At 35.4% G+C, this 24,406-nt stretch carries 21 protein-coding genes; 16 read left to right on the top strand and 5 right to left on the bottom strand.

The genetic code is table 11. The annotated features are described in order from the left end of the window. Nucleotides 1–163: 163 nt before the first annotated feature. The 4 genes from ACVWNY_RS10825 (at nt 164) to ACVWNY_RS10810 (ending at nt 7,224) form a co-directional block, all read left to right on the top strand. A complete protein-coding gene (locus tag ACVWNY_RS10825) occupies nt 164–2,566 on the top strand; it encodes a beta-glucosidase family protein (protein WP_454071368.1) in 2,403 nt (800 codons plus the stop codon). Nucleotides 2,567–2,570: 4 nt separating this feature from the next. Continuing rightward, entirely contained in the window at nt 2,571–3,080 is a 510-nt protein-coding gene (locus ACVWNY_RS10820) for a GtrA family protein (protein ID WP_218326367.1), read from the top strand. An 8-nt stretch (nt 3,081–3,088) separates the two neighbouring features. Continuing rightward, nucleotides 3,089–4,099: a glycosyltransferase gene (locus tag ACVWNY_RS10815; protein ID WP_454071367.1), complete on the top strand. Its 1,011-nt coding sequence runs from the start codon at nt 3,089–3,091 to the stop codon at nt 4,097–4,099. 218 nt (nt 4,100–4,317) lie between these two features. Further along, a complete protein-coding gene (locus tag ACVWNY_RS10810) occupies nt 4,318–7,224 on the top strand; it encodes a glycoside hydrolase family 3 C-terminal domain-containing protein (RefSeq protein WP_454071366.1) in 2,907 nt (968 codons plus the stop codon). Between the two features lie 577 nt (nt 7,225–7,801). Here the strand turns inward: ACVWNY_RS10810 and ACVWNY_RS10805 are convergent. Genes ACVWNY_RS10805 through ACVWNY_RS10790 form a run of 4 tightly spaced genes read right to left on the bottom strand, consistent with a single transcriptional unit; the run spans nt 7,802 to nt 12,501 of the window. Then, the gene (locus ACVWNY_RS10805) at nt 7,802–8,560 is read right to left on the bottom strand and encodes a DeoR/GlpR family DNA-binding transcription regulator (RefSeq protein ID WP_438719455.1); all 759 of its coding nucleotides are present in this window, start codon (nt 8,558–8,560) and stop codon (nt 7,802–7,804) included. A 54-nt stretch (nt 8,561–8,614) separates the two neighbouring features. Beyond that, nucleotides 8,615–9,253 carry an L-fuculose-phosphate aldolase gene (locus ACVWNY_RS10800; RefSeq protein ID WP_218326361.1) on the bottom strand — a complete coding sequence of 213 codons (639 nt, stop codon included), beginning with the start codon at nt 9,251–9,253 and terminating at the stop codon, nt 8,615–8,617. A gap of 21 nt (nt 9,254–9,274) precedes the next feature. After that, nucleotides 9,275–11,056, bottom strand: coding sequence for an L-fucose isomerase (locus ACVWNY_RS10795; RefSeq protein WP_218326360.1), 1,782 nt, complete (start codon nt 11,054–11,056; stop codon nt 9,275–9,277). Continuing rightward, complete coding sequence (locus ACVWNY_RS10790; protein WP_218326358.1) at nt 11,056–12,501, bottom strand: rhamnulokinase; 1,446 nt, start codon at nt 12,499–12,501, stop codon at nt 11,056–11,058. Before ACVWNY_RS10790 ends, ACVWNY_RS10795 begins: the two co-directional genes overlap by 1 nt. Nucleotides 12,502–12,688: 187 nt before the next feature. Here ACVWNY_RS10790 and ACVWNY_RS10785 point away from each other — a divergent pair, with 187 nt between their 5' ends. The 5 genes from ACVWNY_RS10785 to ACVWNY_RS10765 are packed head-to-tail and all read left to right on the top strand — an operon-like array spanning nt 12,689 to nt 17,288. Continuing rightward, a complete protein-coding gene (locus ACVWNY_RS10785) occupies nt 12,689–13,999 on the top strand; it encodes an alpha-L-fucosidase (RefSeq protein WP_454071365.1) in 1,311 nt (436 codons plus the stop codon). Between the two features lie 2 nt (nt 14,000–14,001). After that, the gene (locus tag ACVWNY_RS10780; RefSeq protein ID WP_218326356.1) at nt 14,002–14,952 is read left to right on the top strand and encodes a PTS sugar transporter subunit IIAB; all 951 of its coding nucleotides are present in this window, start codon (nt 14,002–14,004) and stop codon (nt 14,950–14,952) included. Nucleotides 14,953–14,961: 9 nt separating this feature from the next. Continuing rightward, nucleotides 14,962–15,771 carry a PTS mannose/fructose/sorbose/N-acetylgalactosamine transporter subunit IIC gene (locus ACVWNY_RS10775; RefSeq protein WP_218326354.1) on the top strand — a complete coding sequence of 270 codons (810 nt, stop codon included), beginning with the start codon at nt 14,962–14,964 and terminating at the stop codon, nt 15,769–15,771. Beyond that, nucleotides 15,755–16,549 carry a PTS system mannose/fructose/sorbose family transporter subunit IID gene (locus tag ACVWNY_RS10770; RefSeq protein ID WP_218326722.1) on the top strand — a complete coding sequence of 265 codons (795 nt, stop codon included), beginning with the start codon at nt 15,755–15,757 and terminating at the stop codon, nt 16,547–16,549. The genes ACVWNY_RS10775 and ACVWNY_RS10770 overlap by 17 nt, the downstream gene beginning before the upstream one ends. Before the next feature lie 34 nt (nt 16,550–16,583). After that, the gene (locus tag ACVWNY_RS10765; RefSeq protein ID WP_218326353.1) at nt 16,584–17,288 is read left to right on the top strand and encodes an SIS domain-containing protein; all 705 of its coding nucleotides are present in this window, start codon (nt 16,584–16,586) and stop codon (nt 17,286–17,288) included. 266 nt (nt 17,289–17,554) lie between these two features. Here the strand turns inward: ACVWNY_RS10765 and ACVWNY_RS10760 are convergent, their stop codons facing one another. Then, nucleotides 17,555–18,406, bottom strand: a complete 852-nt coding sequence (locus ACVWNY_RS10760; RefSeq protein ID WP_218326352.1) for a MurR/RpiR family transcriptional regulator — start codon at nt 18,404–18,406, stop codon at nt 17,555–17,557. 236 nt (nt 18,407–18,642) lie between these two features. Here ACVWNY_RS10760 and ACVWNY_RS10755 point away from each other — a divergent pair, with 236 nt between their 5' ends. Genes ACVWNY_RS10755 through ACVWNY_RS10725 form a run of 7 tightly spaced genes read left to right on the top strand, consistent with a single transcriptional unit; the run spans nt 18,643 to nt 24,387 of the window. After that, the gene (locus tag ACVWNY_RS10755; RefSeq protein ID WP_218326350.1) at nt 18,643–19,656 is read left to right on the top strand and encodes a D-isomer specific 2-hydroxyacid dehydrogenase family protein; all 1,014 of its coding nucleotides are present in this window, start codon (nt 18,643–18,645) and stop codon (nt 19,654–19,656) included. A gap of 44 nt (nt 19,657–19,700) precedes the next feature. Next, on the top strand, nt 19,701–20,537 hold the full coding sequence (locus tag ACVWNY_RS10750; protein WP_218326349.1) for a PTS mannose/fructose/sorbose/N-acetylgalactosamine transporter subunit IIC: 837 nt from the start codon (nt 19,701–19,703) through the stop codon (nt 20,535–20,537). Nucleotides 20,538–20,561: 24 nt separating this feature from the next. After that, a complete protein-coding gene (locus ACVWNY_RS10745) occupies nt 20,562–21,407 on the top strand; it encodes a PTS system mannose/fructose/sorbose family transporter subunit IID (protein ID WP_425514621.1) in 846 nt (281 codons plus the stop codon). A gap of 28 nt (nt 21,408–21,435) precedes the next feature. After that, nucleotides 21,436–21,942, top strand: a complete 507-nt coding sequence (locus ACVWNY_RS10740; RefSeq protein WP_218326346.1) for a PTS sugar transporter subunit IIB — start codon at nt 21,436–21,438, stop codon at nt 21,940–21,942. A gap of 27 nt (nt 21,943–21,969) precedes the next feature. Further along, on the top strand, nt 21,970–22,830 hold the full coding sequence (locus ACVWNY_RS10735) for a hypothetical protein (RefSeq protein WP_218326345.1): 861 nt from the start codon (nt 21,970–21,972) through the stop codon (nt 22,828–22,830). Between the two features lie 18 nt (nt 22,831–22,848). Continuing rightward, entirely contained in the window at nt 22,849–23,295 is a 447-nt protein-coding gene (locus ACVWNY_RS10730) for a PTS sugar transporter subunit IIA (protein ID WP_454071364.1), read from the top strand. Nucleotides 23,296–23,316: 21 nt separating this feature from the next. Beyond that, entirely contained in the window at nt 23,317–24,387 is a 1,071-nt protein-coding gene (locus tag ACVWNY_RS10725; RefSeq protein WP_454071363.1) for a mannonate dehydratase, read from the top strand. Nucleotides 24,388–24,406: the final 19 nt, after the last annotated feature.

Genomic DNA, 24,406 nt, shown 5'->3' with positions numbered 1-24,406 from the left:
TTATAGAAGAAGGCGGATAAATATCAAATAAAATCTGTTTAAATTTTTTTCAGCGACAAGTTATGCTGTAATTTTATCAGGTTATGTAATTTAGGTTTGCGAACGCTTACTTTGTTGTTAGAGTATTTTTAAGAAGCATGGAAGAATAAAGGTGGGGGAACTTATGAAACATGAAAATATTGTAAAGCAGTTGAATTTAGGTCAAAAGGCAGCAATGATGTCCGGCAAAAATACGTGGGAGACTCAAGATATCAAAGGTCTAATCCCATCAATGTTTTTATCTGACGGGCCTCATGGTTTGCGTAAACAGCTAGGTAGCTCCGATCACTTAGGCTTAAATGAAAGCGTACCAGCAACTTGTTTTCCGACAGCAGCGACTTTGGCCAATAGTTGGGATGAGAAGATTTTAACAGAAGTTGGTTATTGTTTAGGTGAAGAGGCACAAGCTTTAGATGTGCAGGTGGTTCTGGGACCGGGTTTAAATATTAAGCGTAATCCTAAATGCGGCCGGAATTTTGAATATTATAGTGAAGACCCTTATTTAGCTGGAAAGTTGGCAGCGGCTAGCATTCGTGGTATTCAAACAAATGGTACGATCGCAAGTCCGAAGCATTTAGCAGTTAATAGTCAAGAAAATAGAAGAATGGCCTCAGATTCGATTGTTGATGAACGAACATTACGGGAAATTTATCTGACTAATTTTGAAATCGCGGTAAAAGAAGGACAGCCAAAATCGATTATGAGTTCTTACAATTTGATTAACGATGTTTACGCTAATGAAAATTCTGAACTTCTTCAAGATATATTAAGAAAAGATTGGCATTTTGACGGCTTTGTAGTTTCCGACTGGGGTGGTGATAATAACCATGTAGCAGGCGTGAAAAATGGTAGTCATTTAGCAATGCCTGGACAAGCAATGACAGGGCCGTTAGAAATTTATCGTGCTGTCAAAAACGGACAACTTGATGAAGCAGTACTTGATGAGCGAGTAGATGAGTTAATTGACGTGATTTTCCAATCGACCGCTGGAAAAAATGATAACGTGACGATTGATTGGGACCATCATCATAAGGTTGCCAAAGAAGCAGCAATGCGTAGTGTCGTTTTATTAAAAAATGACAATGTCTTGCCTCTTGCCAACAATCAAAAGGTAGCAGTCATTGGTGATTTCGCTCAAAATCCGCGCTATCAAGGGGCTGGATCATCAGTAGTCAATCCTAAAAACTTGGAATCAACAATGTCCGTCATTGATGGTTATCCGTTGGACGTGGTCGGCTACGCGCAAGGTTATACCCGTGGTGGCGTTATTCAACCAGAATTGGAAGCAGAAGCTTTGTCACTAGCAGAAAAAAGTGATGTTGTTTTATTGTATGTTGGTTTAGATGAAATTTTTGAAAGTGAAGGCATGGATCGAAGTAGTCTTAGCATGCCTAATAGTCAACAGCAATTGATTGAAAAGTTGGCAGCTCTTGATACGAAAGTTGTGGTAATCTTGTCCGCTGGTTCGGCTATTGAAATGCCGTGGGTGGATCAAGTTGACGGCATTTTACATGGCTATTTATCTGGGGAAGCTGGTGCGAGTGCCATGCTGGAAGTTATTTGTGGGCATTACAATCCTAGTGGGAAATTAAATGAAAGTTATCCTATGACTTATGGAGATGTTTACTTCGGTGAAAACTTTCCAGCCACTAGCCGTTACTCATATTATCAGGAAAGTCTTTTTGTTGGTTACCGTTACTATGAAGCTGCAAAAAAAGCAGTTAGATTTCCTTTTGGTTTCGGTCTTAGCTATACGACTTTTGATTATTCTGATCTACAAGTGAATGATACATCTATTGAGATGACAATTACGAATACAGGTGACGTTGAGGGTGAAGAAATTGTTCAACTATACGTTGGTAAAAAAGATAGTCAGCTGATTCGTCCAGTCAAGGAGTTGAAAGGCTTTAAGAAGATTGCCTTGCAAGCGGGAGAAAGTCGTACGATAACGATTGATTTTGATGATAAAACCTTCCGCTACTATGATGTCGATGAAAAAAATTGGCAAACTGAGGCGGGGGAATATCAAATTTACGTTGGAAAAAATGTCGCTTCAATTGAATTGCAGGGAAATGTGACAGTTGCTGGTGTTGAAGTGAGGAACCATAATCACGAGAATTATCAAAAGCATTCTTTCGAAAAAATTACATTATCGGATTTTGAAGAGCTGTATGGCAGAGCTTTACCGCGAGAATCGCAAGAAAATCAGATGGTGTTACATGAGAACAATGTCATTTCAGAATTAAAATATGCGAAAAGTTGGATTGGTCGTTTTGTTTATGGTCGTCTGCATAGTATGTTGAAAAAAAGTGAGGCTAAAGGGGAACCGGATTTGAATATCCTGTTTATCTATAACATGCCTTTCAGAGCAATAGCTAAGATGACTAATGGAATGGTTAGTATGGAAATGGTTGAGAAAATTTTATTAGCAGTTAATGGCCATTTTTTCAAAGGCGTGGGTGGTTTGATTGCCAGCTTTTTCCGCAACCGTAAAGAACAAAAGATTAATATATTGGAACAGGAGTGAGTAGATGGCTGAAAAAAATCAAGCAACCGGTGTCTTAAAAAAATTCAAACAGAATCATCCCGATTTATTTGAATTTATTCTATTTAATATTATGAGTAACGTTGCAACAATCACTAACTTTATCGTTCTGTGGATTGGTACTGGCTTTTTATTTACCAGCTTTGCTAATCGCAGTTTTAACTGGTTCATTTTTAATTACGGTATTGATCAAGGTGGACTGGGTGGATTTTTAAGCTTTTTACTCGCTTATATATGTGCCCAAATTGTCAATTTCATCGTACAGCGAAAAGTTGTGTTCTCAGCCAACGTAAAAATTGCTAAAGTGTTGCCGTGGTATGTTTTAACAGTAGTGGTGGCAGGTTTGATTTCGATTTGGTTGCCACCATACATCATATCGATTTTGACTCCTTATGTTGGGGGTTGGGCTGCTACAATTGCAAATGCTGTTAATATTGTCATTCAGGTTGTGATAAACTATCCTATGATGAAATTTGTAATTATGAAAAAGGAATGATAGCAAACATGAAAATTTTAAGTATAATCGTTCCTTGTTATAACTCGGCAGAATACATGGAACGCTGTATCAATTCTCTTTTGCTTGGTGGGGAATTGGTGGAAATTATTCTTGTGAATGATGGATCTAGAGACAATACCCCTCAAATTGCTGATCATTATTTGGAAAATTTTCCAACTCAAGTGAAAGTTGTGCATCAAAAAAATGGTGGTCACGGACAAGCGATTAATTCTGGGTTACAAATCGCGACAGGGAAATTTACGAAAATTGTCGATAGCGATGACTGGGTGGATGTCCAAGCTTATCGAGAAATTTTAAATTTTTTAGAAACTAAAGCAGACGACTTAGAGATTGATATGTTGATAAGTAATTATGTTTATGAAAAGCAAGGTCAAAAAAATAAAAAGGTCATGAACTATCGCCGTTTTTTACCGACGGACAAAGCATTTACTTGGCAAGATGTGAAATTTCCTTTTGGCAAATATTTGTTGATGCATTCTGTCATTTATCGCTTGGAAGTATTGAAAGAATCGCATATTCAATTGCCGCAACATTCTTTTTATGTGGACAACCTTTATATTTTCGAGCCGTTACCAATCGTGGAGAATATGTATTATTTAGATGTTGATTTCTATCGTTACTTCATTGGACGAGAGGATCAATCGGTGAATGAAAAAGTTATGATTAGCCGTATCGATCAACAAATTGCAATAAATAAAACGATGATTGCTTATTATTCTGACACGCAAGGAACAGAGAATAATGTGCTGACTTATATGCGACGTTACCTAGAAATTATTACAGCAGTTTCATCGATTTTGTTGATTAAAGAAGGTTCATCAGAAAGTTTGGAGAAGAAAAAAGAGCTATGGCAATTTATCCGTAGCCAGGATACGCATTTGTATTATCGTCTGCGTCTCGGGCTTCTAGGAATAGGCCTGCATTTGCCTGGTAAGGTGGGTCGCAAGACGACAGTCGGCGTTTACCATATGGCACAACGAATTTATGGATTTAATTAAAATTGCGTTCAGTTGAAGTCATTTTAGATTTCAACTGATTTTTTTGTGACGCTTTAAAAATAAAATGAAAGCCTGTTCAAGTTATGTAGAATAAATGACAGATTATGCAGCATAAATATATTTTTTGAAATTCGAAAGGTATACTAAAAAAAGTAAGAAACCCCTTACAAAGCTAGGGTTGCAGTTTAAGGGGTTAAAACAATTTAAGGAGGATTCATATGAAGAAGTATTTAAAAATAATTATTCCCATTGTGATTGTTTTGGGGATTGTTGGCGGAGGGGCATTCTTTCTCAACAAACTGAGTCAAGATGGTACGTTGAATATGGAAGATGTATATGCCACAATTGAAACCGTTTCAGTTTATTTTATACCAACTGCAATTTTATTAGTTGTAATTATTATTGCTTTAATTGTATTCCGTAAAAGAAGTCGAACTTTTAAGTTTTGGCTAAAGGCAGAATCTGTTATTGCCTTATTGGTAGCGGTTGCTATCACTATAAATGTGGTAGTTTTTGGTCCGATGGCTAGTTTGTTTAATTTGAACTATGCAAAACTAAATGAAATCAGTGCTGCTACGCTTGACGATAGTGCCGCACTAACAAATAAAATTGCAGATGAAGGAACAGTCCTACTAAAAAATACTGATAATTACCTACCTTTAGGGACAGATACAAAAAATTTAAATGTTTTTGGCTGGGCCTCTACTAATCCAGTCTATGGTGGAACTGGTTCAGGGAATGTTGATACGAGTAGTGCAGTTAACTTGTTAAACGGTATAGAAAATGGTGGCTTTAATCTAAATACTGAGCTTTCTGATTTCTACACTGATTATCGTAGTGATCGTCCAGAAGTTGGTATGTGGGAGCAGGATTGGACATTACCAGAACCGACTGCAAAATCCTATTCTGACAAATTAATGCAAAATGCCAAAGATTTTTCTGATACTGCCGTTGTTGTAATTGGTCGTGTCGGAGGCGAAGGTGCTGATTTACCGACAGACATGAATGCTAAAGGAATCACTTATGATGGTAATGAGGGTGATTTCACTGATGGTCAACATTTCTTAGAATTATCACAAACTGAAAGAGATATGGTTGATCTTGTAACGAATAATTTTGAAAATGTAGTAGTTGTAATTAATTCAGCAAACTCAATGGAATTGGGTTGGTTAAACGATTATGAAAATATCAGAGGTGCCCTTTGGATGGCAGGTCCTGGAACAACTGGATTCAATGCGTTGGGATCAATTTTAAATGGTGATGTTAATCCTTCTGGAAAAACTGTAGATACTTATGCTTATGATTTAACAGCAACGCCTACTTGGAACAACTTCGGTGATTATCAATATGACGATAGTGATTACACCTATATTAATTATGTTGAAGATATCTATGTTGGTTATAAGTTCTATGAAACTTATTACGAAGCAAATGATGAAAGTTATGACGCAGCTGTGCAATATCCATTTGGATATGGTCTGAGTTATACAAACTTCACCCAAGAAATGACACCAGTTACAGTCGCTAATGATGGTAAAATGTCCTTTGATGTAACTGTCACAAATGTTGGTGATGTTGCTGGTAAAGATGTCGTACAGAGTTATTTCACACCACCTTATACGAATGGTGGCATTGAAAAAGCAAGCACGAACTTGATTGCTTTTGAAAAAACTGACACTCTAGAACCTGGTCAAAGCCAAACCTTAACAATTACTTTTAATCAAGAAGATATGGCTAGCTACGATTCTACAGGGACAGGTGCTTATGTTCTGGAAGAAGGTCAGTACGCAATTCAATTAAAAGCTGATTCTCATACAGTGTTAGCTGAGCAAAACTATACCTTAGGAGCAACAATTATGTTTGATGAATCAAACAAACGCTCAACCGATGAGATTGTTGCCACGAATCAATTCGATTATGCAGAAGGCGAAGTAACTTATCTTAGCCGAGCAGACGATTTTGCCAACTATGAGACAGCGACAGCAGTTCCTGAATCTCGAGCTCTAACAGAGGCAGAAAGTAATGGTTTGATGAACTCTAGTAATTACGAATTAACCGATGACAGTGATGCAGAAATGCCAACAACTGGTGCGGATAATGGCGCTACTTTGTCAGATTATGTCGGCGTAGATTACGATGATGATTCTTGGAATGATCTACTGGATCAATTAACAATTGATGATATGAGTAACGTCATTAGTTACGCTGGCTACCAAACTGTTTCTGCTGATTCAGTAGGCAAGGCACAAACTTATGATTTTGATGGTCCAGCTGGAATAAGTAGTTTCTTTGTCGCAACAAACGGATCAGCTTTTCCAACGGCCGTGATGATTGCTGCAACTTGGAATAAGGACTTAGCTAATCAACGAGGAACTGCAGTAGGAACTGAAGCCAGTGAATTAGGTATTTCAGGATGGTACGGTCCTGCAATGAATATCCACCGAAGCGCTTTTGCAGGTCGAAACTTTGAGTATTATTCAGAAGATGCTGTAATGTCAGGCTTTATGGCTGCTAATGAAATTGCCGGTGCAAATACACAAGGTGTTTATTCTTACATGAAACATTTCGCTTTGAACGACCAAGAAACTAATCGAACAGACTTATTGTTAACTTGGTCGAGAGAACAAGCAATTCGTGAAATCTATTTAAAACCATTTGAAATGGCTGTTAAAGAAGGTGGCGCAACTGCTGCAATGTCAGCTTTTAACTACATTGGTAATAAATGGGCTGGAGCTAACTCAGATCTAATGAACACTGTGCTACGTGATGAATGGGGCTTTGATGGATTTGTTTCCACTGACTATTTTGGTGGATATGGCTACATGGAAGCTGATATTGCTATTCGTAACGGGAATGATACCATGCTTTCAACAACTGGTGAGAATGGTGCAACTTTAGAAGATACAACAAGCGCAACTTCCGTTTCAGCAATGCGGACAGCTGTTCATAATGTTTTGTACACTGTTGTAAATAGTCGCTCATACTCTGATGGGCAGACTGAAAACCAATTACTTCCTTGGGAACAAACAGTTCGAAACATCGACATTGCGGTTGGTGCAGTTATTCTAATCATACAAGGTTTGATTGTTCTACTATATGTAAAACGAATTAAGAAGAAGGCTTAGAATACAATAAATTTGTTACCGAAGTAGGTAATTTTTTAGAGGCATAAATGAATAGTTTATGATGAAAAATACGGAGAAAGTGCGTTTCCTGAAAAAAGGAAGCGCACTTTTTGATACACACTCATTTAAAAAAAGTGAAGCTTGTTTACTTTAAATATTTCAATAGAGATGAACACAGCGAGTTGAATATGTAGAGGATCTAATCAGTGGACCTGTTCCATAAAATCGACAAATTTTAAAGTGGCAAAAAAAGTCCCATTAGTTTTATTTTTTGAATTAGATGTATTTTGAGTTGAGTGTCCTTAATTTATTAAAAACCTGATTTAAAGTCTATCGTTTATGTTTTACTAAGAACTATTAAGTTTTAAATTTGGCTGATCCAGCGGAAACTTCATTGGCTAAATAATGAACAAAAGGAACCTCTACTATTTTCAGTAGAGGTTCCTTTTGTATTTAATGTATAACTAAAAGAAGTTAATGATAAACCTATTTTCATTGATGTCATAGCATATACAATATAGCATTTTTCGAAGATCATTTTCTTGGAAATTTACAAATAAAATTCAAAAAAATATATTTAATATAAAATTTCTGTATCGTATTTTTTAGCAATAGCTAGATATTCATCATCGGGTTGCTGATCAGTGATGACATATTCAAAAGAAGCCCAGTCTGAAAATTTATAAGCGTGTTTTTTCCCAAATTTAGTGTAATCTGCTAACAGTAAACTTTTACCGCCCATAGCCATAGCCTTTTTTTTGACTAACGCTTGCGCAAAATTAGCCTCGTAGATGCCAAATGAATCAATACCAGTAGAACTGAAGATACATAAATCTATTTGAAATAACTCTAGAAATGAGTTGCCATAATCACCAACGACACTCTCTGCATCTTTAATTACTTCACCAGCAATCATAAAAATTTTAGAATCTTCTGTACAAACATGGGAAAATTCATACGCAATTTTGAGACCATTTGTTATAACAACTAGTTTTGGAGTATTTGCTAAATATGGAAGTAATCTTTTAACGGTAGAGCTTGAATCAATAAAAATGCTCATTCCGGGACCAATAAAAGTGCTAGCTATTTCAGCTATTTTTTCTTTTTCAGAGATCATGACATTTTCTCGGTAATTAGTGGAAATAACATGGTTTTGTTCCACTTCTAAAACAACTCCCCCGCGGTATCGGCGAATAACTCCTTCCTTTTCAAGAATGAGTAGTTCTCGTCTCAAAGTAGAGTATGAACAAAATAACATTTTTTCGAGTTCGTAATTATCTAATTTCTTATATTTTTTTAATAAATTTACTATCTGATCTCTTCTAGAATCACTCATAGATGTACCTCCTCAATCACTGACAATGAATGATTTAAGTGTACCATAGGGCTGTTATTTTTGTCCGTAGGTTTCAAAACGGATCGCCATGTTTGCCATCTCATCATCAGTCATAACTGTAGGAATTCCCACAGTTGACGCAATGATATGAACTTTTGAGCAATATTCTAACTCTTCTAGGACCGCGAAGGCTTCTGCCATTGTTTTTCCACCTGTGAGAACTCCGTGGTTTGCTAATAAAACAGCTTTTCTATCTTTCATTGCTTCAAAAGCATTAATCGCCAATTCTTCAGTTCCAAATGACGCATATCTGGCACAGCGTACATTTTTCCCAGCGGTAGCAATCATATAGTGAGAGGCTGGAAGTGGTTTTCCAAGTAAGGCTAAAGCAGTCGAATAAATAGTGTGGCCATGAATAATACAATTTAAATCATCACGTTTCTCATACATTATGCTATGCATGCGCCATTCACTTGATGGTAGTCGTGTTCCTTCAACAATAGTGCCATTAAGTTCCATAGTAACTATATCTTTTAGTTCAATTTTATCGAAAGGTATTCCTGATGGTGTGATAAGCATTAGATTGTCTTGACGAATAAAAGAGCTTAGATTTCCTCCTGTTCCTAAAGTATAGCCATCTGAAATTAATTTATTTCCGTAATCAATCAGTTCTTGTTTTTGTGATGAATACATGGAGATCCTTCTTTCTCAATATTATTTATAAAATGGTCCAAAAGTTTGACAGGCTTTGAAATCTGAAGACTCTGTGTCTTTTGTTCCAAATCCAGAAAAGACATGCGGTCTAAATATTTTTTTACTTGGGACATTGTGAAGAGACACTGGGATTCGTAACATACTAGCTAAAGTTAATAATTCTGCGCCGATATGTCCATGAACACTAGCACCATGGTTGCTTCCCCAATTATTCATCATTGTATAAACATCTTCAAAACCAGTTTCACCTAGGTTTGGAGCAAACCAAAGTGTTGGCCAAGTCTCGTCGGTCCGTTTATTCAAAATATCGTGAACATGTACTGGTAATTCACAAGAATAACCTTCAGCAATCTGTAGGGTTGGTCCAACCCCATCAATAATATTCAACCGAATCAAAGTCAATGGTAGTTCAGCTTGTAAATGATATTGACTTGAAAAGCCGCCACCTCTGAAGTATTCATAATTAGCTCGACACCATTTAGTTTTACTAAGACAGCTATCAATGTCTTCTTCGGTCATATTCCAAAATTCTTTCATAGTTGGTTGTCCATTTTCATCAAGACTGCCACCACTACCATCCAAAGCACTAGCACCTGAATTTAATAGATGAATTAATCCATTCTGAGCTTTACCGGTCAAATCATAACCTGTGATTCGTTTAATTGATTCAGTGCTCCAGTAGGTTCTGACATCAGAAAATATTGGTGCTTTATTCGTTAGAAGAGAACCAAAGAGCATAGCAGCAGCATTACAAGTGTCGTTTTCTGTAGCAAAAGAAATCGGTTGTTTTGGTCCGTTCCAGTCAAATGTGCTAGTTAAGATTGATTCCATAAAGTCGCCATTAGGTAACCAATCTGTCCATTGGCGTTGACCTTGAAAGCCTCCCGAAATAGCATTTCTTCCTTTAGCTTCTTCTAACCATCCTAATTGAGCTAACTTAGGGTTGCCAAATAAAATATCACGAACGATTAAGGTTTGCTTTGCAATAAAATCCCACTGATCATTATCAGAAATATAGCGGGATTTAGTAATTATTTTCGGAAATTCTTTCCCTTCATTAATATCAATCCCTTCTTGACATTTAGTGTCAATCCACTCTCGAATAACTTTGTATTCGTTAGGGTCAAAAATTTCCAATTCGATGCGACGTAAGATTTCTGTCATATCAACATACTCAATGTGCATACCTAAATATTTTTCAAAGAATTCTTGATTAATCTGACTTCCGGCAATCCCCATTGAAGAAGAACCAATGTTAACGTAAGATTTATTTTTCATTTCCCCAGCAGCAATGCTAGCACGAGCAAATAGTAATATTTTTTCTTTAACATCTTCTGGAATAGCTTGATCATCGTTGTCTTGAACTTCTTTACCATAAATTTTGTACGCAGGAATTCCTTTTTGAGCATAGCCGCTCATTGCAGCTGCTAAGTATACAGCCCCGGGTCTTTCGGTTCCGTTGAACCCCCAAATAGCTTTAAAAGTACCTGGTCGTAAATCAATCGTTTCAGTACCGTAACACCAACAGGGTGAGACAGTTAAAGTTGCAATAACATCCTGCTGTGCAAAAGAATCATCTACTTTGCTAGCGTCAGCATAGCCTCCAATTGTGATATCTGGAACGATACATTCTACCGGTGATCCATCCATATAATAAAGTGATGATTCTATTAACTTTTTCGCTTTGAGTGCCATCTCCATAGTTTGTTGTTCTAGTGATTCTCGGACACCTCCTTGTCTACCATCGATTGCAGGTCTAATACCGATTTTAGGATAATTCATTAGTAGTTCCTCCTCATAAATTGTTTATATTGGTTATAACTATTATTGAACTCTTCTGATTTTTCCGGATAAAAATAAATAGGGGGATAATTTTCATTGACAATGCTTACTAATTCAACACGATTTTGAATTGTTTCAATGGCTAAAAATTGGGCCAATGCGTTTCCTAATGCGGAATTTTCAGAATAACAGACAGCTATGGGTGATTGAATTAAATCAGCAGTCAATTGATTCAAAAATTTTGATTTACCGCCACCACCAAATAAAAAAAGAGTACTTAATGGCGTGGATTGAGCTAAATTTTCTAAGACAGTAGCATATTTAAAAGCTAGATTTTGATAAATAATCAGAAAAATTTGGTGTGGTTCATCGATAGATGGAAACTGATGGAATTCTCCATATTTTTTTAATTTTTCCACGAATTGTTCCTGATTTATCAAATCAGAATTTTGATTATCAAAGAAAAAATCAATGGGACTGCAGTTAATTAACATTTCTTGAATTTGTTGGATGGTTATTGATTGAGATTGATTAACAAAATTTAATGCTTCTTCAATAAACCACATACCTAGCAAATTTTTCAGTTTTAATATTTTTCCATCACCGGCTTGTTCATAAGAGTAATCAGAATTAAGTGGTTGATTTACCAAAATACCCCTTTCTGATTTTTCTCCTAGTACAGACCATGTTCCTGAAGATAAAAAGAAACAAGAATGATCATTTGAAGGTAACGCAAAAATAGCACTAGCTGTATCATGTTCCATGACTGAGTGAACCAATATTTTTTTATTGTTTAATTCGATTTCTCCGATTTGAGTGTAAGGCAGAACAATTGTTGAAAATAAAGAAGTAGAGACGCCTAATAGTTCTATCAAATCTAATGCCCACTGATGCTTATCTATATCAAATAGCTGACTTGTTGAAGCGATTGATGATTCTGTCCAAATTGCACCGGTTAATAGATACTGAATTAAATCAGGCATCATTAAAAGGTGGTTAGCTTTCTTTAAAACTTCAGGATAAAAATCTTTTAAAAAGAGTAGCTGTGAACTGGTATTAATAGATGCATTAGCGATCCCTGTTCGTTCTTGAAACACGTTAGGTAAGGACATACCATAATGTAAATACTCAGCTTGTAACATGGTTTGATAACATAAAGGAAGCATTAAGAGATTTCCGTTTTCATCTAATAAACCAAAATCACATCCCCAAGTATCAAATCCAATGCTTTCAATAGAATATTCAGTTGAAGCAAGAACGATGATTTGTTTGATTTCAGATATAATTTTATCTATATTCCAATAAATTTGATTTTTTGTAGAATCGATTAATTGATAGTCTTTAAATCTATAAATTTTTTCTTCTGTAAGTTTTCCATTATTTAAAGAAAAAACCACACCTCGGCCACTTGTTGCACCTAAATCAAAGGATAAAACTGTGGACATTTCATATACCTCCCAATCTAATTACATAATCCATATTTCAATAATAATCATACATTAGAACGCTTCCATTTTTTTAGATGGCGTATTTTTTGAAGAATTGCCAACAAACTTTCCAACTATGGAAACGTTTTTATGCAAACGCTATAATTTATTTAAATAAAATAAAAAAACTTTACAGGAGGAAAAAATGACAGCAAAAAATGGACGCAAGTGGTTTTCAGAAAGTAGATATGGTTTGTTTATTCATTTTGGCTTATATTCAGTTGCCGGAAGACATGAATGGGTTCAGACTTTAGAAGAAATCAGTGTTGAAGGTTATAAAAAGTATTTTGATCATTTTAATCCTGACTTATTAAACCCTAAAGAATGGGCACAAAATGCTAAAGATGATGGGTTTAAATATGTGATTATTACTGCGAAACATCATGATGGTTTTTGTCTGTGGGATACTAAAGAAACTTCATATAATGTAATGAATTCGCCTTATCAAAGAGATTTATTAGGTGAACTTATTGAAGAATTTAGAAAAGTTGGTATTAAAATTGGTATTTATTATTCATTGTTAGATTGGTACCAGCCTGACTTTTTAGTTGATGGTTACCACCCAATGAGAAACAACAAAGAGTATATTGATAAAAATCCTGGTGACATGAAGAATTATAGACAATTTTTAACTAATCAAGTGAAAGAAATATTAACAAATTACGGAACGATTGATTATTTATGGTTTGATTTTTCATATAAAAGTAGAGACTGGGGAACTTCGGTTGGTAAAGGTGCTGCTGATTGGGGAAGTGTCGAGCTTGAAAAAATGATTTATGAAATTCAACCTAATATATTTATTAATGACCGTTTAGATCTTAATAGAGGCGTGCTTACACCAGAACAGTTTGCACGGAACAATGCTATGGAAAACGAAGAAGATGTCTGGGAAACAGTCCAAACCTTGAATAATAGTTGGGGCTATGATCGGGATAATTTGAACTTCAAAACAAGTGAAATGGTAGCTAAACAATTAGTAGATACAGTTTCTAAAGGCGGCAATTTCACAATGAATATTGGGCCAAATGCTCGAGGAGAATGGGACTCGACTAGCGATGAGATTTTAGAAACTGTAGGAGAATGGTTACGAAAACACGGAGATTCTATCTATGGAGCTACATTGTCTAAGTTTAAAGCACCCTTAGATTGTCGCTATACTCAAAAAGGGAATAAATTATTTTTACACATTTTTAGTTGGCCATATAGAACAATTTTATTACCAGAGTTAGGCGGAAAGATCTCGTTTGCAAGACTGTTAAATGATGGTTCGGAAATTCGGTTTACAGATACAAAAAATTTAGGAGGAGATAGAAAAGCGACCACTAATTTATACAAAGAGATTACAGAAGTTCATGTAAAAGAAGCACTTGATCCAAGCATGTTGATGCTAAATATTCCAGTCAGAAGACCAAATGAACTAATTCCAGTGATCGAACTAACATTAAAGGAGGGGTAAAAATGAGTGTGGGAATAATTATCGCAAGTCATGGTGATTTTGCTCTAGGTGTTAAGCAAACAAGCGATATGATTTTTGGGGAAAAAGAAAAAGTGGAAGTATGTATTTTAAAACCTGAAGATAGTTTAGAACTATTTCGTGAAAAATTAGATAAAGTATTAACTAAATTTGACTCAGATGATGAGCTATTATGTTTAGTTGATTTATGGGGAGGCACACCATTCAATCAATTAAATCAATTAAAAGAAGAAGAGACGAGACCGATTGAAATAGTTTCAGGTTTAAATATCCCCATGATATTAAGAGCGTATAGTGATAGATTCAATCCAAATGAAACGGCGGCTAGTATTGCAAAATCTATTATGATAGAAGGATCAAATGGGATTAAAACATCAGCTAGTAATAATGAAGAATTAGTACACAAACAATCTAATCCAATGGATCTCCCAATATCTGAAAGTAAAATGATTAATCTGGGAATCAGACATGTAAGGTTAGATGAACGTTTGATTCATGGTCAAGTTGCAACACTTTGGTTAGGGTCTTTGGGAGCTACAAGAGTGATGATTGTCGATGATGAGGTAGTTAATGATCCTATTGCCAAAGCTTCATTAAAAGCTGCTGTTCCAGGAGGCATTAAGTTAAGTATTTTAAAAACTGAAACAGCCGCACGACGAATAAAAGAAGATGCCTACCATGGACAAAAGGTAATGTTAATTGTAAAAAATATCAAAACGATTTTTCGTTTGATTGAATTAGGGGTGCCAATTAATAAGTTTAATTTAGGCAACTCTAGTCCCAAAGAAGGTACAAAACAAGTGACCAAATCAGTATTTCTATCAGAAGAAGATGTGCATAAAATTTTAGAATTAGAAAAAGATGGAGTTGTTGTGACGGCTCAGATGGTTCCAATGGAGGAAGAGAAATCGTTCTCACAATTTTATGGGAAGTAGGGAAAAAGAATGAATATTGAAATTTGGCAAATTGTAGTCTTATCATTATTAGGGTTTTATGCAATTGTAGAAAATTTAGGTATTAATGTTATTGCTAATCAAGCATTAATCGTTGGGACGATTACTGGGTTAGTTATGGGTGATATAAAGATGGGGTTGGCAGTAGGGGCAACCTTACAATTGATGGGATTAGGAATTCAAGCTTATGGTGGAGCCAGCGTACCAGACTATATGACAGCATCAATTGTAGGTACGGTATTTGCAGTGATAAGTGGTAAAGGTGTGGAATTTGGTATTGGTTTAGCAGTACCAGTTGCATTGTTAATGATTCAGTTAGATATTTTTGCTCGTTTTTGCAATGTTTTTTTCCAAAAGAAAATTGATAAAAGTATTGAAGAAGATAATGTTAAAGGAATCAAAATGTACCACTTAATGGGGACAATAAGTTGGGGTCTTTCTCGTGGATTACCGATTTTTATCGTATTTAGTTTTGGTGATGGTGTAATTAAATTTGTTTCAGATGTTATTCCTGAGTGGCTAACTGGCGGACTCTCAGTGGCAGGTGGGATGCTACCAGCAGTTGGTATTGCTATTTTATTGCGATTTTTACCTGTTAAAAATTTCATAACATATTTAATGATTGGCTTTTTAGCAGTGGCTTATTTAGAAATACCAATGTTTGGCGTGGCGCTTTTAGGTCTAGCATTAGCTATTTTAGAGTTTAAAAAATTAATCAGTAATCAAAACACATCTGAAAATACAGTACCAGTTAATGTAAATGCAGGAGGGGGACTAAGTGACGATGAGTACGAAAATTAATCAAAAAGATCTGGATAAAGTAAGTTTGAATTGGTTGGTAGGTAGTCAATTGTCCTGGAACTATGAACGAATGATGGGCGGAGGTTATCTATTTTCAATGCTTCCTATTCTAGAGAAGCTGTACGGAAAAGATAAAGAGACAAAAAAAGACATGATGCGTATGCAAAGCCAATTTTTTAATACTACTCCTCATATGGGTGGATTTATTTTAGGAATGGATATTGCAACAGAAGAAGCTGAAGGTAAAAATTCGAAAGATACGGTATCTAGTTTAAAAACCGGATTAATGGGCTCCTTTGCTGGTGTTGGAGATACAATTTTTGGAGTGCTTTTTCCAACAGTTTTTGGTTCAGTAGCATCATATTTAGCCTTAAAAGGAAATGCGATTGGTGTCATCATCTGGTTGCTAGTAAATATTTTAATATTAATATTTAGATTTTTTTCTGTAAGAATAGGTTACAAACAAGGTGTTAAATTAGTAACGAGTATGTCTGGACATTTAAATGCTCTAACAACTTCAGCAACACTATTAGGAGTTACAGTTATTGGTGCAATGATACCTTCAGTTATAAATGCTAAGATTGCTTGGACTTTTAAAACTGGAGATGTTGAACTGAATATTCAAGATACACTTGATCAAATTATGCCAATGATGATCCCAGCTATCTTGGTAGGTGTCATCTATTGGTTGTTAGGTAAAAAACATTTTAATTCAACAAGAGCAATTCTTTCGATTATTGTACTGTCTATTATTTTAAAAGTATTAGGAATCATGTAGAAGTTTACACGAGATTTAAGAGAGGGTGTTCATTATGTCATTAGAATTTTTTGATGAATGTAGAAAACTTACTGAAATACTTGAAAAGTATGAAGCAGCAAATATTACAAAAGCGGCTGAGATCGTTGCGGAAGGAATAATGAATGGCGGTATCACACAATCTTTTGGAAGTGGTCATTCGTATGCTGCGGCGCTCGAAATCAGCGGGCGCGCAGGAGGGTTAATACCATCGAAATTAATTATGGATCCTGCCGGTGGTATGTATGAACAGAATCACGGGGTAGGTAAAACATTAATGCATAAAGTTTTAGTTAGTCCAAATGATATTTTTTTCTTAGTTTCAAACTCAGGACGAAATCCGATGATTATTGAAATGGCTGAAGAAATAAAGAAACATGACAATAAATTAATAGTTGTAACTGCACTTGAATCATCTAAGGCGTCAACTTCTCGACATGAGAGTGGTAAATTATTGTATGAATTTGCTGATGTAGTTTTAGATAATCATTCAGTTTATGGTGATGCGGCATTGAATATTAGTGGATTGGAAACAAAAGTATGCGGCACATCCTCCTTTGCAGCTACACTGCTATTACAGCAAACGATGTATGAAGCAATTAAAATAATGGTATCTAAAGGTTTTGAACCACCGGTGTATTTAAGTGCGAATATTGATGGTGGTCATGAAAGAAACTTGAAAATAGAAAATCAATATGCAGAAAGAATTTTCCATATTTAATTTTATGAAATAGCCCTATCTATCCTAGATTCCTTATTAAAGATATAAAGTAGCTAATTTCTTAAAATGTTGATTTTAGTTATTTTTAATAGTGAAAAAAATCTGAAGTTAGAAATAATTAGACTACTTTATGAAGGAAGTTCAGTCAGTAGACAAAGTTCATGTTTTGGCTACTGTCTACAGTATTTTATTTACGACAAATTTCAAATAACGAAGGACTCAGTAATCATCATTGCCGATTACTGAGTCCTTTTTTATTTAAATGATTATTCTTTAATTTTGTTGATGACTTCTCGAATTTTTCCAATCGAAGTTTGCGAACCAGCTGCATTTCTGAACATCAAAATGGTGAAAATAGCGTCTAAAATGCTTAACTGAGAAATTCGTGACGCCAGTGCTTCAGACCGAAAAGCAGTTTCTTCAGAAATCGAGGTGAACACAATATCTGCTAGTTTAGCTAACTGGGATTGGATTTGGCTGGTGACCACAATAATTTTTGCACTATTTTTTTTAGCTACTTCTGCTAACTGAATGGTTTCTTTTGATTTACCAGTGTGGCTTATCAGCAAAGCACAGTCTTTTTCCGTCATCATGGAAGCTTCCATTAATTGGATATGATAATCAGCGTTGTGAACAACATTTACTGGGCTACGAAGAAATTTATGATAGGCATCTGAAGCAACAATTTCCGATCCTCCCACACCAAAGAAAAATAATCTATCGGAATGATCAATGAAGTCAACAGCATCTTTTAATTTCTGCTTATCCAAAAGTTTCTTGGTATCTAGAAGAGTTGAAATATTTGAGTCGAAGATCTTATAAGCCATTTCAAGTTCGTCGTCGTCTTGTGTAATGCCTTGATGGATCGTTGTCATCGAATTTTGATAATCGTCACTAGTTAATAACGCCATTTTAAAGTCTTTAAAGCCTGAAAACCCTAGTTTTTTAGTGAATTGAAAAAAAGTGGAATCAGCGATGTTTAAATCGTTAGCTATATCACTGATTGAGCTATGGCTAACTTTTTGCGGCTCTTTCAAAATATAATCAGCAATCGATTGCTCTTTAGGCGTTAAATTTTTGTAGATGGATTTTATTGTTAAACGAATAGAAGTAGCCATGATGATTAATCTCCTTAATTATTTATATTTCTAAAACTATATCATGCATAGAAGTTTATTCAACCTGTATTTTACATGATAAGTGGGAGAAGAACAAAAATCAATAAAAACTTTTTTTCTTAAATCTATTTACAAAAAAATATTTTTTTGTATAATAAGAGTATGAAATGAATACGCTATCATTATTTATGGAAAAGGCTGTTGAAAAATCGAGTGGTTTAAAATGGAGGAAGAAAATGACAAAATACAAAATTGGTATTGTAAATTCAAGTAGTTTTGGAAAAGTTTTCCCTAAGCATTTGGAACGGTTAGAAAAAATTGGACAAGTCCAGCACATTAATGTTGATTCGGAAATTGGAGGAAAGGAGTTGGCTGAGACTTTACAGGGAATCAATATTGTCATCGCCAGTGTAACGCCATTTTTTACTGAAGAATTTTTCCAGCATAAAGATGAACTGTTGATGATTTCTAGACATGGAATTGGTTTTAACAACATAGACTTAGCTGCAGCAAAAAAACACGATACAGTAGTAACGATTATACCTGCTTTGGTTGAACGAGATGCTGTAGCAGAAAATAATGTGACGAACTTATTGGCTTTAATGAGGCAAACAGTTCAAGCTCACAATCGAGTTGCCGATAATCGTTGGGAAGATCGGGCAAGTTTTGTCGGCCACACACTTTTTAATAAAACAGTTGGTGTAGTTGGAGTCGGTAATACTGGTAGTTGTGTCGTAGAAACCATTCGAAATGGATTTCGGTGTGAAGTATTGGCTTATGATCCTTATAAATCAGCCCTGCATATTGAAAGTTACGGTGCCAAAAAAGTTGAATTTGATCAATTGTTAGAGCAGTCGGATGTGATTTGTTTATGCGCTAGTTTAAATGATGGTAATTATCATATCATTAATGAAGAGACAATCGCTAAGATGAAAGAAAGCGTTTATATCTCTAATAGTGCAAGAGGGGCATTAATTGAAGAGGCAGCGATGGTCGCAGGTTTAAAAAGTGGGAAGATTGGTGGCTTAGCGACAGATGTTTTAGAAGAAGAACCTGGTCGAAGTGATCATCCTTATCTTAAGTTTGAGAATGTCATTATGACACCGCATACTTCAGCTTATACAATGGAATGTTTAGAATCGATGGGCGAAAAATGTGTGGAAGATGTTGAAGCTATTATTGCCGGTCAGTTGCCGGAGAGGGCCGTACAAGCCGAAAGTAAATATTTAAAAACGAATGTTTTAGTATAAAAAATTAAGCATTGATTGATATTAAAGATTCAGAGGGAGGACTTATGGAAACATTAAATGTATTACAAAGTTTATTGATTGCCTTATGGGTTGCAGCAATTATGTCACGTTGGCTAGGTGGTGGGGCGACTTTAACCTTACGTTTTTCACCTTTAATGACTGGTTTAGTTGTTGGGATTATTATGGGAGATGTACCACAAGCCATGATTGTTACTGCCGCATTGCAAATGATTTATATGGGGGTGTTTTCTCCTGGCGGTTCGATGCCAGCAGAACCATCTATTGCAGCAGCGATTGCTGTACCCGTTGCGTTACTAGGTAATTTAAAACCAGAAGCAGCGATTGCAGTAGCTGTACCCGTTGGACTTTTAGGAAGTTATTTGTATCAATTCCGTTTCTTTATCAATACATTCCTTGGAAAATATACCGATAAAGCCGTGGATGATTTAAATGATAGTGCTATTAGACGGTCAATTATTTGGTATCCAACAATTGCTTCTTTCTTATTATTCGTACCATTGGTATTCTTCGCATTGTATTTAGGGGCACCAGTAATTGCAGATATTATTACAGCTTTAGAAGGTACCGTAGTTATTCATATTTTAGAAGTTGTCGGTGGTGGTTTAGCCGCGATTGGTATTGCAACAACGGTCTATGTTATTGGTCGAAAAGATTATCTAGTATTTTTCTTCTTAGCATATTTCTTAAGTGTCGTGTTCAAATCGTTAGAAATCACTATGGTAACTTATGCAATCTTTGGTGTGTTAATTGCCTTGATTTTTGTTCAATCACAAAAAGGGAAATTGGCGCCGGCACCTGCACAAGCTAGCAGCTCCAGTACTTTAGATGATGACGACGATGATTATGATGATGGATTTTAATAAGGAGGAAAAAAGATGAGTGAAATGACTGAGACAACCCAAGCGCCAGAAGAAATTACAAAAAAAGACGTAACAAAAGCCTATCTCCGTTGGCATTTTGCAAACGAGATTCCTCACTCTTTTGAGCGATATTTAGCACCGTCACTACTATACGGGATGATGCCGATTCTACGAAAACTATATAAGGATCCGGAACAATTAAAAGCAGCGTACAAACGTCAATTATTATTCTTCAACACTCAGTTAAGTTGGGGTGGTGGGGTCATCACTGGTTTGATGTCTTCGATGGAACAACAACGAGCAGAAGAAGAAAGCCAAAATAAAGAAATTATGATGCAAGATGATTTAATGTACAACACAAAAGCGGGTTTGATGGGTGCTTTAGCTGGGATTGGTGATGCAATTGATTCAGGCACGGTTCAATATATTTTTATCGCGATTGCTGTTCCATGGGCACAAGAAGGTAGTGCTTTAGGTGCAATTTTCCCATTTGTTTGTTTTGCTTTATATCAAGCAATTTTAGGTGTGTTTTTTGCAAGACAGGCTTTTACAATGGGACGAAGTGCATCAGGTTTAATGCAAAGTACTGGAGTTCAGACAGCAATTGAAACATTATCCGTTTTAGGGTTGTTCATGATGGGGATTTTAGCAGGTAACTATGTAAATGTCTCCTCAGCATTGAAATTTGATATTTCAGGTCGAGAATTTGTTATTCAAGATATTTTAGATCAGATTGCACCAGGTATATTACCGCTAGCGGTTGTAATGGGTGTGTACTGGTTCTATACGAAAAAAGGGTTAAAAGTAACCCAAGCATTACTCTTGCTGACTGCAATCTTAATTGTATTGGCAGCAATCGGAATTTTATAAATCTGAAACATAAAGGAGAAAATAAAAAATGGGTAGAGTTAATTTAGCACGCGTTGATGAACGATTGATTCATGGTCAAGTAATGGTGACCTTATCACAAAAAAGTGGTGTAAATTCAATTTTTGTTGTTGATGAAATAGTAGCAAAAGATAAATTTATGAGAGATTTATATAAAAGTGCTGGTGGCCGAACAGGTCAAAAGACCATTGTGATTACACCAGAGAAAGCTAAATTTTACTGGGATGAATATAAATTTAAAGATTATGATTGTATTTTGATTACTAAGACTGTCAGTGTTATTTATGACTTAGTGAAGCATGGCTTACCAATGGAGGAATTAAATATTGGTGGGATTGCGCAAAAAGATCCTGAAAAAGATTTGCTAGTAACGAAATCAGTTTATTTGAATAAAGAAGATGCAATAAAATTAAAAGATTTAAACGAAAACTATGGTGTGAAAGACATCTATTTCCAAGCAACACCATCGGCACCTAAGTCTAGTTTAAAAGATGTATTAAAACAGTTTGATTTATAGAAACTCATCTTATTAGGAGGTCATGAAATGGCAGCAACAGAAAAATTTAAAGATTGGCAATTTCGCTACCAATATATGTACGCAACTCGCAGAAGTGAAAAATCTAAAAAACGTTTCATTGGTGCCTTAGTGACCGACTTGTCTGAGTTGGGTGTTGAACCGAAAGTGATTGAATTTGATCAACAAAAAAAGGGTGCATCTCGTAATATTTATGTCGGTGATTTGAAGCGGGCGAAAAAAATTATTTGTACCTATTATGATACCCCGCCAAATTTTTTTGGTGATTATGTCTTATTTGATCGTCAAGCTCAGTCTCGTAAAACAATCTTTTTTATTGTTTTAACAACCATCATTTCAATAGTCATAGGTTTAGCTGGTCTGTCATTGTTTATGCAAAATAATTTATTTGCCTTTGATTTTAGTCAGTTGAAAACATATGTTGGGATTGCAGCAATACTGCTTTTCTTTCTGATTTTCGGTAAAGTCACAAAGGGTTTGTCAAATCGGAAAAATTTGGTAAGAAACACTTCAACGATATTGATGATGTTAGCTATGATCGAAGAAAATAAAAATGCCGATATCGCTTATGCTTTTATTGATGAAGGTAGTTATGGCGAAAGAGGACTAGAAGTGTTAAAAGAGTCTACTAAAAAAACAACTCCTATTTATTTTATGGATTCAGTTGGTGCTGAAACACCATTGTATTTTAAAGGAGATAAGACTGAAAGCTTTTCTAAAACAGCAGTTGATACTAAAACAAAAAGACAGATGAATTATATTTTTTGTGGTGAATCAAAAGATACTACATTTTATTTATCAAAGGATATATTGAAAAGAAAAGAAATTAACATGGCAAACATTAATCAATTAATAGAAGCTTTTTCATAAAAAAATGGAGGTTTTGAAATGTTAGGAATCGTAATTGCCACTCATGGAAAGTTAAGTGATGGTCTCAAAGATTCAGCAGAAGTCATTATTGGTGCGACTGATAATATTGCAACAGTAAATCTGAATCATGGTGAGGATATTCAACAATTAGGTGCCAAAATTTCTGAAGCTACTCAAAAAGTTGATCAAGGAGATGGCATTATTATTTTAACCGATGTTATTAGTGCTAGTCCGTATAATCAATCCTTAATGGTTGTAAGTCAGATGAACGAAGACGTACAAACCAATACGTATGTTATCGGTGGTGTTAATTTACCAATGTTATTGGAAACAATCAACCATCAAATTCTATCAACACCTGTTAATAAGGCAGCAAAAGCAATAGTAGATCAAGGTGCTGTCAGTATGAGCCTCTGGCATGCTTCAATGGTGGCAGATGATGAAGACGAAGAAGATGAATTCTAAAATCAGAAAGGAAGTAAGTCTATGAAATGGGGCTTTAGATGGTATGGTACAGAAGGTGACCCGATTCCAATCCAACATGTGAAACAAATTCCTGCGATTGATGGGATTGTTGGCACTTTACTAAATAAAATGCCTGGAGATGTCTGGGAAATTGACGAAATTAAAGAATTAAAAGCTGAAGTTCAAGCAGGAGATTTGGAATTATTAGGTATTGAAAGTGTTGCGATTCACGATGCGATTAAAGCTGGAACGGATGAACGAGATCAATATATTGATAACTATATTCAAACCATTCGTAATTTAGCAGCGTGTGATGTTCGTTTAATTTGTTATAGCTTTAAACCGATTTTTGGATGGTTTAAAACAAATATGAATTACGAATTACCAGATGGCAGTACAACCTTGCAATTTGATCAATCCGTAATTGACGAATTGGAACCTCAGGATTTATATAAACGCATTGCCAGTCAGTCAAAAGGGTTTCAAATTTCCGGCTGGGAAGAAGAACGATTAGCTAAATTCAATGGATTAGTAGCCATGTATGATGGCGTGACGGAAGAAATCTTATTTGAAAATCTAAAATATTTTCTAGAAAAAGTTATTCCTGTTTGTGAAGAAGTTGATGTTAAAATGGCTATTCATCCAGATGATCCACCATGGGAAATTTTTGATTTTCCACGTATTACAAAAAATCTTGCTGATTTGAAGCGGATTATCAATGCAGTTGATTCACCCTATAATGGACTAACTTTTTGTACTGGCGCATTAGGTGCTGATCCAAATAATGATATCCCTCAAATGATTCGTGAAGTCGGTCATCGAATTAATTTTGTTCATTTCCGTAATGTTGGCTTTTTAGGAGAGCAAAATTTTATCGAGACAGCTCATTTATCGACAGAAGGTTCATTAGACATGTATGCTATTATGGAAGCATTAGTAGATGTCGGCTATGAGGGACTTTTGCGACCAGATCATGGACGAACTGTTTGGGATGAAGTTGCCCGACCAGGTTATGGATTGTATGATCGTGCGATGGGCTTGACTTATACTCAAGGCTTACATGAAGCGATTACAAAAGCCAAAAAGAAATAGGAGGGTCATTAATTGTTTG

The sequence above is a fragment of the Enterococcus sp. JNUCC 77 genome (assembly GCF_054819945.1).
Note: the sequence above shows the minus strand (reverse complement) of the source record. Positions and strands in the feature narration are given on the sequence as shown.